Source organism: Paenisporosarcina sp. P5_A11 (assembly GCF_056400705.1).
Genome location: NZ_JBFUKT010000111.1, coordinates 1 through 10,620, shown reverse-complemented (window position 1 = coordinate 10,620; position 10,620 = coordinate 1). Strand labels below are relative to the sequence as shown.

The 10,620-nt window shown below is 37.7% G+C and carries 11 protein-coding genes; 4 read left to right on the top strand and 7 right to left on the bottom strand.

The genetic code is table 11. The features are described from left to right. Positions 1-817, bottom strand: an 817-nt coding sequence (locus AC1DOS_RS13815; protein ID WP_477537967.1) for a beta-ketoacyl-ACP synthase III, incomplete at its 3' end; no start/stop codon positions are given. A 190-nt stretch (positions 818-1,007) separates the two neighbouring features. Between AC1DOS_RS13815 and AC1DOS_RS13810 the strand changes: the two genes are divergently transcribed. Further along, positions 1,008-1,196, top strand: a complete 189-nt coding sequence (locus tag AC1DOS_RS13810; protein ID WP_108584226.1) for a YjzD family protein — start codon at positions 1,008-1,010, stop codon at positions 1,194-1,196. Between the two features lie 49 nt (positions 1,197-1,245). On the opposite strand, the gene AC1DOS_RS13805 is transcribed toward AC1DOS_RS13810, so the two are convergent. From AC1DOS_RS13805 to AC1DOS_RS13795, 3 genes are all read right to left on the bottom strand, one after another. Beyond that, positions 1,246-3,363, bottom strand: a complete 2,118-nt coding sequence (locus AC1DOS_RS13805) for an ATP-dependent Clp protease ATP-binding subunit (RefSeq protein ID WP_477537966.1) — start codon at positions 3,361-3,363, stop codon at positions 1,246-1,248. Between the two features lie 194 nt (positions 3,364-3,557). Then, the gene (locus AC1DOS_RS13800) at positions 3,558-3,866 is read right to left on the bottom strand and encodes a metal-sulfur cluster assembly factor (protein WP_108584223.1); all 309 of its coding nucleotides are present in this window, start codon (positions 3,864-3,866) and stop codon (positions 3,558-3,560) included. Between the two features lie 49 nt (positions 3,867-3,915). Continuing rightward, complete coding sequence (locus AC1DOS_RS13795) at positions 3,916-4,689, bottom strand: prolyl oligopeptidase family serine peptidase (protein ID WP_477537965.1); 774 nt, start codon at positions 4,687-4,689, stop codon at positions 3,916-3,918. Between the two features lie 137 nt (positions 4,690-4,826). Between AC1DOS_RS13795 and AC1DOS_RS13790 the strand changes: the two genes are divergently transcribed. The 3 genes from AC1DOS_RS13790 to AC1DOS_RS13780 are packed head-to-tail and all read left to right on the top strand — an operon-like array spanning position 4,827 to position 7,862. Next, entirely contained in the window at positions 4,827-5,633 is an 807-nt protein-coding gene (locus AC1DOS_RS13790) for a Cof-type HAD-IIB family hydrolase (RefSeq protein ID WP_477537964.1), read from the top strand. A 27-nt stretch (positions 5,634-5,660) separates the two neighbouring features. Continuing rightward, positions 5,661-6,515, top strand: coding sequence for a DegV family protein (locus AC1DOS_RS13785; RefSeq protein WP_477537963.1), 855 nt, complete (start codon positions 5,661-5,663; stop codon positions 6,513-6,515). Between the two features lie 18 nt (positions 6,516-6,533). Next, a complete protein-coding gene (locus AC1DOS_RS13780) occupies positions 6,534-7,862 on the top strand; it encodes a CoA-disulfide reductase (protein ID WP_477537962.1) in 1,329 nt (442 codons plus the stop codon). Between the two features lie 153 nt (positions 7,863-8,015). Here AC1DOS_RS13780 and AC1DOS_RS13775 read toward each other — a convergent pair whose 3' ends face one another. From AC1DOS_RS13775 to AC1DOS_RS13765, 3 genes are all read right to left on the bottom strand, one after another. Next, the gene (locus AC1DOS_RS13775) at positions 8,016-9,464 is read right to left on the bottom strand and encodes an alpha-amylase family glycosyl hydrolase (protein WP_477537961.1); all 1,449 of its coding nucleotides are present in this window, start codon (positions 9,462-9,464) and stop codon (positions 8,016-8,018) included. 285 nt (positions 9,465-9,749) lie between these two features. Continuing rightward, positions 9,750-10,124, bottom strand: coding sequence for a YisL family protein (locus tag AC1DOS_RS13770; protein ID WP_108584214.1), 375 nt, complete (start codon positions 10,122-10,124; stop codon positions 9,750-9,752). Between the two features lie 106 nt (positions 10,125-10,230). Then, positions 10,231-10,620 (bottom strand): fumarylacetoacetate hydrolase family protein (locus AC1DOS_RS13765; RefSeq protein WP_477537960.1); only part of this gene is annotated, 390 nt, incomplete at its 5' end.

Sequence of the window (10,620 nt, the reverse complement as noted above, 5' to 3'; positions counted from 1 at the left end):
GAATGGAAGCTGCAGATGTATTACCAAACTGCTTGATTGTAGTTGACATTTTTTCTTCAGGCAATCCAAGTCGTATTCTAGAAGATTCCATAATGCGAATATTGGCTTGGTGAGGCACTAAGAAATCTACTTCATCTTTTGATAAACCAGCTTTAGCGATTACATTTTCCGCTGATTCGCCCATTTGACGCACAGCGAATTTAAACACCTCACGTCCATTCATTTCAAGGAAAGGTCCATTCTGCACTAAATGTTTTCCGCCAGAACCATCAGCTCCAAGTTCGAATGATAAAATACCGCGTCCTTCAGAAACTTGACCAACGACAACTGCTCCAGCTCCGTCTCCAAATAATACAGCCGTATTACGATCATCATAGTTCGTGATTTTTGATAGTTTTTCCACACCCACTACTAAAACATATGGGTATGTGCCTGACTCAACAAACTGTTTTGCTGTAATAACGCCATACATAAAACCTGCACATGCAGCTGAAATATCCATCGCAGCAGCATTTTTTGCTCCTAATTTATCTTGTATCATCGTGGATACACTTGGAAATGGTTGATCTGGTGTAACCGTCGCGACTAAAATTAAACCGATTTGATGTGCTTCTATGCCAGAGTCTCTTAAAGCGTCTTTTGCTGCTTCATACGCCATATCTGAGGTATTAACATCATCGTCCGCAATTCTTCGCTCTTCTATACCTGTACGTGTACGAATCCATTCATCTGTTGTATCCATTATTTTCTCTAAATCAAAGTTTGTAACCACTCGCTCTGGTACATATCTACCTAAACCGATAATCCCCACACTCATGAGACACCCTCATTTCTTTTATCATCTTATATTAGTACCTGGTAATAATAATAACGAATTTTTGTTGATATTTCAACACATCGTCATGAATTTGCCAAACTTCTACAGAGAATGCTAAAAGATTCTTTGTCTCAGTGGAAGCATATGATATGATGGTAAAAGTAAATAGTCTGTCTCGAGGTGAATCAATATGAAATTTATTATCACATTTATTTGGTCATTTCTACTTGTTACTACGCTTAACTATGTAGTAAGTTCAGTTTCAGCTGTACCATTTGATTTTCAATTAGGTGCAATTCTTTCGCTTGCCTTTGCAGTTCTTATTTTCGTAATTTCTGCAATTCTACCAGACGAGCCAGTGGTTCACGAAAACCACTAAAATTAAAAACGGCCTCTACTGAAGTTACTACTTCAGAGAGGCCGTTTTTTTAATTCACATATACTTCTACTTCACCATTCACAACGGTTACTTCAATCATACTCCCTGGGATTAATTCCCCACCCAGTAAAGCTTTTGCAACAGCGGTTTCGACATGTCGCTGGATAAAACGACGTAAAGGTCGCGCACCAAACGTTGCATCTGTTCCTTCAAGTACAACCCAATCAATTAATTGTGATGTGAAAGTTACGCTAATTTCTTGTTCTTTCAAACGGTTTGCCAATTGAGCTAAATACTTCTCTGTAATTGCAGTGAAGTGGGATTCATTTAACGAATGAAATAATACGATTTCATCCATTCTGTTTAATAATTCTGGTTTGAAATGTGAGCGAAGAGCTGACATTACTAATGATTCTGCTTGATCGCCACCTTCAAGTAAATATTGAGAACCAATATTTGATGTCAAAATTACCACAGTATTAGAGAAGTTGACCACACGTCCTTGACTATCAGTGATGCGTCCATCATCTAAAAGTTGAAGTAAAATATTTGCGACATCCGGGTGAGCTTTTTCAATTTCATCAAGTAAGACCACTGAATATGGATTGCGTCGAACCATTTCCGTTAGTTGGCCACCTTCTTCGTACCCAATGTATCCTGGAGGTGCTCCAATAAGTCGAGACACACTATGTTTTTCCATGTACTCAGACATGTCAATACGAATGAAATGATCTTCTGAATCAAACAAGTTGGCAGCTAATGCTTTCGCAAGTTCTGTTTTCCCGACTCCAGTTGGCCCAAGGAATAAGAAAGAACCAATCGGTTTTGATGGATCTTTAATACCTGCACGTGCTCTCCAAACTGCTTCCGTAACAAACTGGACTGCTTGATCTTGACCTACTACTCTTTCTTGTAATGTTTCTTTCAGACGAAGAAGTTTGTCACGCTCTCCTTCGACAAGTTTCGTAACAGGAATTCCAGTCCAACGAGACACAATCGAAGCAATTTCTTCTGATGTCACTTCTTCGCGAAGCAAGCGATTTTCTGAAGTCGCTTCAAGTTCCGCTTCAAGTTCTACAATTTCTTTTTCAAGTGTCGGAATCTTGCCATATCGCAATTCACCTGCTGTTTTATAGTCAGAACTGTTTTCAGCAATCTCTGCATCACGACGATATGTGTCTAAGATCTCGCGCTTTTTTTGAATTTGGTGAAGAGACTCTTTTTCTGTCGTCCATTGGTTACGCATCGATTCTGTAGAAGATTTCAAAGCATCAAGCTCATTACGCAAGTTAGCTAAACGTTGTTGACTTGCTTGATCTTTTTCTTTCATTAATGCTTGTTCTTCGATTTCAAGTTGCATCATCCGACGAGTCACTTCGTCAAGTTCTTGTGGCATTGAATCGATTTCAGTTCGAATCATCGCACAAGCTTCATCGACTAAATCAATTGCCTTATCTGGTAAAAACCGTTCTGTTAAATAACGATCCGATAACTGTGCGGCTGCGACGATTGCACGGTCATGAATTCGAACCGCATGATGTAATTCAAAACGTTCTTTTAATCCGCGCAATATGGATACGGTATCTTCAACTGAAGGTTCCCGAACTAATACTTGTTGAAAGCGACGTTCTAATGCTTTGTCTTTTTCGATATATAGACGGTACTCATCAAGCGTGGTTGCACCTATACAATGCAATTCACCTCTTGCTAACATAGGTTTTAACATATTCCCTGCGTCCATAGCCCCTTCTGTTTTGCCAGCACCGACAATGGTATGAATTTCATCAATGAAAAGAATAATACGCCCTTCACTGTCTTTCACTTCTTTTAATACCGCTTGTAATCGTTCTTCAAATTCTCCACGATACTTTGCCCCAGCAATGAGTGAACTCATGTCTAATTCATAAATATCACGCTCTATTAAGCCTTCTGGTACGTCTTTACGCACGATTCGCTGTGCTAATCCTTCAACAATCGCAGTTTTACCTACACCTGGCTCTCCAATAAGAACCGGATTGTTTTTTGTTTTTCTTGAAAGAATTCGAATAACATGACGTATTTCTTGATCACGACCGATAACAGGGTCCATCTTTCCACTTCTAGCTAATTCCACTAAATTACGACCGTATAATTCTAATGGTTTTTTTTGTTCTTGTTGTTGCTGCATATTCACACACTCCTTAGTTTGACCTTTTCTGACCTTTGAGTTAATTATACGATTTCACAATTAAATCTGTAAAGAATATTGAACTCGCTTGTTGGAATTCTGCTGCACCTTGGTTTTTATTGGTTTCACTCATTTGTTCCAAAAAAAAACTCCACTCACTGATAATTCACAGTAAGTGGAGCATTATTAGTTTATTATCTAACACCTAGTGCCATTTTTGCGTACCGAGACATATTGTCTTTTGACCAACCTGGTGTCCATACGATCTTGACATCGACTTCTTTTACTTCTGGTAATTCATATAAAGAAGTTTTAACCATATCGACAATCATAGGTCCCATTGGGCAACCAAGTGATGTTAATGTCATAGTGACAACTGCAAAACCGTCTTCTGTCAACTCGACATCGTAGACAAGGCCAAGGTTTACTATATCAATACCTAGTTCAGGGTCAATCACGTTTTCTAGTGCACCCATCATGCTATCGCGCATATCTTGCTCCATGTTCATACCCCTTTCAACTTTCGTATAAGTCCATCATAACAAATGCTTCTTATTCAGACAAATAGTGTGCAATGAAATCCGTGGATGCGAGCATCCCTTTTCTAGAAACAGCATGGCTTGCCGTTTTATCGGTCATAAATTGAAAACGTTGCGGATCATGTACGTACGATTTCTTTAACGCATTGAAAAAGTTGAAAGTCGGCTCGTACGGAACCACATTATCTTGCATCCCATGCCAGAAAAATATAGGACGACCATTTAATTTATTTGGGTTCAGTGTAATGTCGAATTTACGTAACGTTTCAAACATTTGCTTACGTTCAACATCTGTTATAGGCAATTTAAAGCCACGAGATTCAAACTGAGACATTTGCGCTTTGGCTAATTGCACATATCCAGGAGAACCCATCATTACAGCCGCAGTATCGATCCAAGGGTACACGTTTAAACAACCTAACGTAATAATGCCGCCCATGGAAGTTCCAGCAAGCCCAATCTTAGTATCACCTGAAATTATATTTCTATTAATGAGCTCATTTCTCAATATATTGATTTCTTCGATGGAAGTTAATATCGTTTCCCAAAATCGTAATGATAATTGGACTTCATCGAGAGGTTCCTGTCTTTCGCCATGTAGATGGGCGTCTGGTAGTAAAACCCTGAAGCCTTTTTCTGCTAATTGGTAGGCGTAGTGTAAATTATGCTCTTTTGCACTCGTGAAGCCATGTAGAAAAATCACAACAGGTACTTGTATATCTTTTTCTGATTCTTTATATACATGTAATAGTGGAATATGTCCCCACCGTTCATTTTCAACCTTCATACTTCCACTTCCTTTGCATCGTGTACTTATTATCCTAGCAAAACAAAAGGCAAATTTCAAAATTGAAGTTACCTTTTTTTGACTAATAGCGGGTTGTGACGATACACTTTACTAAAGTAGGAAGGGAGTCCACATTTATGCAACCTCATTTAATCGTTTTAGATTTAGATGGAACCTTATTAACAGATGAAAAAGTCATTTCAGAAAAGACTTTACATACACTTTTTAAGGCTAGAGAACACGGTCATGAAATCATGATTGCTACTGGACGTCCATACCGTGCAAGTGAAGTTTATTACCATCAATTAAAAATGCAAACGCCAATCGTGAATTTTAATGGTGCTTTTGTTCATCATCCAACAGATCCCACTTGGAAGCCAATTCATGAGCCCATTAATCTTGGAGTCGTAAATGAAGTGATCGATGCCATTCACGACTATAAATTTTATAACATTATTGCAGAAGTGATGGATGATGTTTATCTGCATTATCACGATGAAAAATTACTTGATATTTTCAGCTTTGGAAAACCACATGTCACAACCGGAGACATCCGCAATTATTTAAAAACCGATCCGACTAGTTTACTAATTCATGCAAATGAACATGATGTACCTTCAATTCGTCAGCATCTTCACGATGTACATGCTGAAGTCATCGATCATAGACGATGGGGCGCACCTTGGCATGTTATTGAAATTGTACGAAGTGGTCTTAATAAAGCCGTTGGACTCGCTCACGTTTCAAAACACTTAAACATTCCACAACAAAATATTATTGCCTTTGGCGATGAAGATAATGATTTGGAAATGATTGAATATGCTGGCACTGGTGTCGCAATGGGAAATGCCATTTCACCACTGAAAAACATTGCCAATGAAGTAACTGCCTCAAATAATGAAGATGGTATTGCAGAATTCTTACAAGAGCGATTAAACTTATAGAAATAGAAATTTCCGGGGGGGAAAAAGATGAGAATATTTGCCGACAGTGCCTGTGATTTACCGAAATCTTATTTTGAAAAAAATCCGGTAACATTGATTCCATTACGGGTTCATATTGGTGAAACAGAATACTTGGATGTAATGACGATTGATTCTACACAAGTATATGAACAAATTCGACAAGGACAACAACCAAAAACTTCTCAAGCATCACCGGAACAATTCTTGAAGCTTTTTGAAGAAATGGCACAGTCCGGAGAAGAAGGTCTTTATATCGCTTTCTCTTCTGAACTTTCTGGAACTCATAATACGGCGGTCATGATTCGAGATCAAGTGAAAGAAGAGTTTCCAAATTTAAAGTTAACCATTATTGATTCAAAATGTGCCTCACTTGGGTATGGATTACTTGTAAAAGAAGCAGTTCGTTTACAACAACTTGGTGAACCTATAGAGAGAATCGTGGAAATTATTTCTTTTAAAGCTACACATATGGAACATTTATTTACAGTTGAAGATTTAGATTACATGGCTCGTGGTGGACGAGTCACGAAAACAATTGCGATTATCGGGGGATTGTTAAATATTAAGCCCCTACTTCACGTGGAAAACGGCAAGCTTGTGCCAATTGAAAAGTTAAGAGGACGTAAAAAGGTCTTAAAACGTATTCTTGAAATCATGGAAGAACGAGGCGAAAGGCTTCATGAACAAACCATCGCTATCAGTCATGGGGATGATGAAGCATTTGCACTTGAAATGAAAGCTATGATTGAAGACACATTCCATCCAAAACAAATTGAAATTCATATAATCGGATCCGTAATTGGTGCCCATGTTGGACCTGGAACATTAGGTGTGTATTTTTCAAATCAATTACCGTCATAGGAAACGGAGCGTATATACATGAAAAAAATCGTTATCGTTGGCGCTGTTGCTGGAGGCGCTACTGTCGCTTCCCAAATTCGTTATTATGATAAAGAAGCAAAAATCGTCATGTATGAACAAGATGAAACCATGTCTTATGGAGCTTGCGGAATGCCTTATTTTATCGGTGGCGAGATTACAGATGAAAGTTCACTAATTGCAGCAACGCCTGAAAAATTTAAAAAAGAAAAAAATATTGATGTTCGTTTAAAACATCGAGTAATAAGCATCAATCGAAATCAAAAAACGGTTGAAGTGTTAAATTTAGAAACACAACAGACTTTTGAAGAATCATATGATGTCCTTATATTATCACCTGGAGGAAAGCCAATAATTCCAAAAACACCGGGCCTAGATAGCACCACAATGTTCACATTACGAAACTTCAGCGATATGAAGAAAATTAATCATTATATCAAAACGGAACAACCCAAAAGCTGTGTCATCGTTGGAGCAGGATTTATTGGTTTAGAGATGGCAGAAAATCTTGCCAATCTCGGCATAAAGGTATCCATAGTAGAAAAATCTCCACAGGTGATGAACATTATGGATCCCGATAGCTCTGCTCTAGTGGAAAAGGAATTACTCGAACATGGTGTGAAGCTTTTTAAAGGGAATTTCATTACCAAAGCTGATGGTCAAAACCTCGACCTCGATTTAGGAGAAAAACTACAAGCTGATTTTATTTTAATGAGTGTCGGTGTCTCTCCAAGTACCGAACTAGCAGAAAAAGCACAGTTAACAATTGGTGAAACTCGTGGAATTGTCACAAACCTATATTTACAAACAAATGATCCGTCTATCTATGTAATTGGTGATGCTGCAGAAAACATCGATTTTATTACAGGCGATGCTAAACGCGTTCCTTTGGCATGGCCAGCTCACCGTCAAGCCTACATTGTGGCTCGTCATATTACAGGCGACAATATTCCTTTTAAAGGATTACTTGGTACATCCATTTGTAAAGTGTTTACTCAATCAGTCGCAATAACAGGATTAAATGAAGCAACGTTAATTGAACGTCATATGAAATATGAAAGTGTTGTCCAAACAGCACATTCGAATGCCGGGTATTATCCAGATCATGCGAAAATATTCATGAAAATTCATTATGATTCTCCAACTCGTAAAGTATTAGGAGCACAAGTAGTTGGCGGTAAAGGCGTTGACAAACGGATTGACGTCCTTGCAACTGCAATCTATGCAGGTCTTACAATGGATGACCTACAAGCACTAGAATTAGCTTATGCTCCACCATACTCATCACCAAAAGATCCAGTGAACATGGCGGGATACCGAGCAAAATAAAATCGCTTGGGACTTTAACAGTCTCAAGCGATTTTTTTATTCTATAGTTGTGGTGTGGTCTAAGCACGGATTTGTGTCGACTATGAGCGGTTCTTTGTCGACTACGCGCGAATCACTTCAAAATATCCATTAATTACCATATTAAGCGATTCTTTATTTCAAACTTTCGTCACGTTTCTTTTGTCTTCCTTTTTTCCAAACAAGATAGATAAAGACTAGAAACAGAACGTACACAAGAACTAGTGCTGCCATATAGGGTTTATTGAATCCTTTTTTATCTTTGACCAAATAAAACTCGGCAATTTCACGACTCAACACAAGTTTGTAAGTTCCATCATCTTTTTGTCTCAAAATATCGCTTTCAAATAAGCCTGTAAGCTCTTTGTTATCACCAATGACTTCTCTTGGTAAGTCGAAGCTTTGAGTACCCCCTGTATTGTTTATAKCCACAATCCAAGATTCCTTTTCATTCGATCGTTTATAAATCATTAATCCCGCTTCATTATGCAACATTTCAATTGACCCAGTACGAAGAGCCGATGAACCATTTCGGAGTTTCTGGACATCCCCAATAAATTCAACTAATTCTTCATCTGTATTAAAATCCAATAGCGGGTGTGATTCCGGTGGTTTTTCACCATTTACTGCAATCTCAGAACCATACGTCATTAATGGCACACCAGGAATAGATAGTATTGTTGCCATTGCCATTTTAAATCGAGTGGGTGGGAACATATTTGAATCTGCTGCATCCGCTGTAAATCGGCGAGAATTAAGTGAATCAATTTGTTGTATTACTGGTTTGTCTTTTGATGGCACTGCTATTTCTATTTCATTATCGACAGTTTTAAATGCATGACGATACTGTTCTTCTTGTTCAGTTGAAACTTTAGCGTCAAATTGTGCTTCACTTGGTTCATTGCTTAAGACATAAAAGTCTTCATTTTCTTCTTTAAGCGCATCAATTATGGTATTTAAAAAATCTGTATCAACATCTTCAATAGCCGTCAGTCGAAGGCCATCTACTTTATATTGTTTCACAAATGATAAAACAGATTTAAGAATAGCTTGTTGAGCGTCTTCATTCGAGAAATCAAATGAAATGGTACCATCAGTATTTTCTATAATCCAAGGATCATTGTCCTCATTAGATGTAAAGACATGTTTTGAACTTACATTTTGTATTGGGAAATCAACAATAACACTCATATTTTTTTGATGAACTTTGTCGATTAACGTATTTAATTCTTTAGATGTACCAAAATGTCGCTCTAACTTCTCATAATCCAATACACGTTTTCCGTCATAGGTTTCAGTTGAAAAGACTGGTCCTAGAGAAATCATGGTAAAACCTAGCTTTTCAATATGATCCAGTTTTTCGACCACTCCCATGAAATCTCCGCCTGCAAATGCTCCAGGTGTTTGTGTATCAACTTCAAAATCATTTTCAATCGTTTTATTAAAGTATCGATCGACTAACAAATCATATATGCTTTCATCTTCTATCGTTTCTTTTGCTGCTGCTTGTGTGGTTAACGGTGACACCATACTAACAATTAGAGTCAAAATAATCGTCATCAGCATCCATTTTTCTGTCTTCACGGGAGGTCCTCCTCTACGAATCTTCATTCGTAATTTTACCAAACACTTCTGAGCCTCGCCATGATTAACGAAGAATTCATTTTGATTTACGTCAATACTGTGAAATTATCCACTTTGTTGAGAAACTTTCACCCTAATTCCAACTTGGGAACCGATTTTTCCAACTTGGACGACAAAATTTCCAACTTGGCAGTCCATTCTTCCAACTGAGCAATCGCTCACTTTCAAATCAATTAAAAAACCACCTTACTCCAACCATAAGGAGTAAAGTGGTTCAAAAAAGTACTAAGCTAAAAAGTTAATGCCCATTGGTAATTTGAATCCTAAGAACATCGTGATGAATAAGAAGATAAATAATAGAACCCAGAACATTGTTGTCGGTTTTTGTTTTTTCATACGAACTAAAATCATTTCCATCATTCCGATAATTAGAACGCCACCGATTAATTTAAATCCGTATAACATGCCCATATCGAAATCCATACCTTTAATAAATAGCGATATACCAGTTAATAGAATTAACACGTAAAATAAGCGTAATATCATATGTGTTATTTTTTGGCCTTTACTGCCGTTTTTCATTGCAACTGCGACAAAGAATAAAATAATTCCGATTACCCAAGTCGTAATGTGTAAATCCGTGTTAGCTAAAAAATCCAAAATCGTCACCTCATCTAATTTGTTGTTCTATTCTAGAATATCATATCTACGGTTCTAATAAACTTTTTTAGGCTACCGCTTGTCGATATTTCCCGGGCAATTATCTTTATTCGAATCGATTGACCAATGTCCCTATACCTTCAACCGCTACTTTCACGGTATCTCCAGTTGCTAAAAACTTTGGTGGATTAAAGCCTTTACCCACTCCTGAAGGGGTACCAGTTAATATCACATCACCTGGTTCAAGTGTCACAAGTGATGAGATTTCAGCAATTAAATCTTCTATAGTGAAAATCATATCTTTTGTGTGTCCATTTTGACGCACTTCACCATTTACTTTCGTAACAATCGATAAACTTTGTGGCTCAGGCACTTCATCTTTCGTTACCAAATATGGACCCATCGGACATGATCCTTTCAAACTTTTACCTAAGAAAAATTGTTGGTGTTTAGATTGTAAATCCCGCGCCGTTAAATCGTTCGCAATGGTATACCC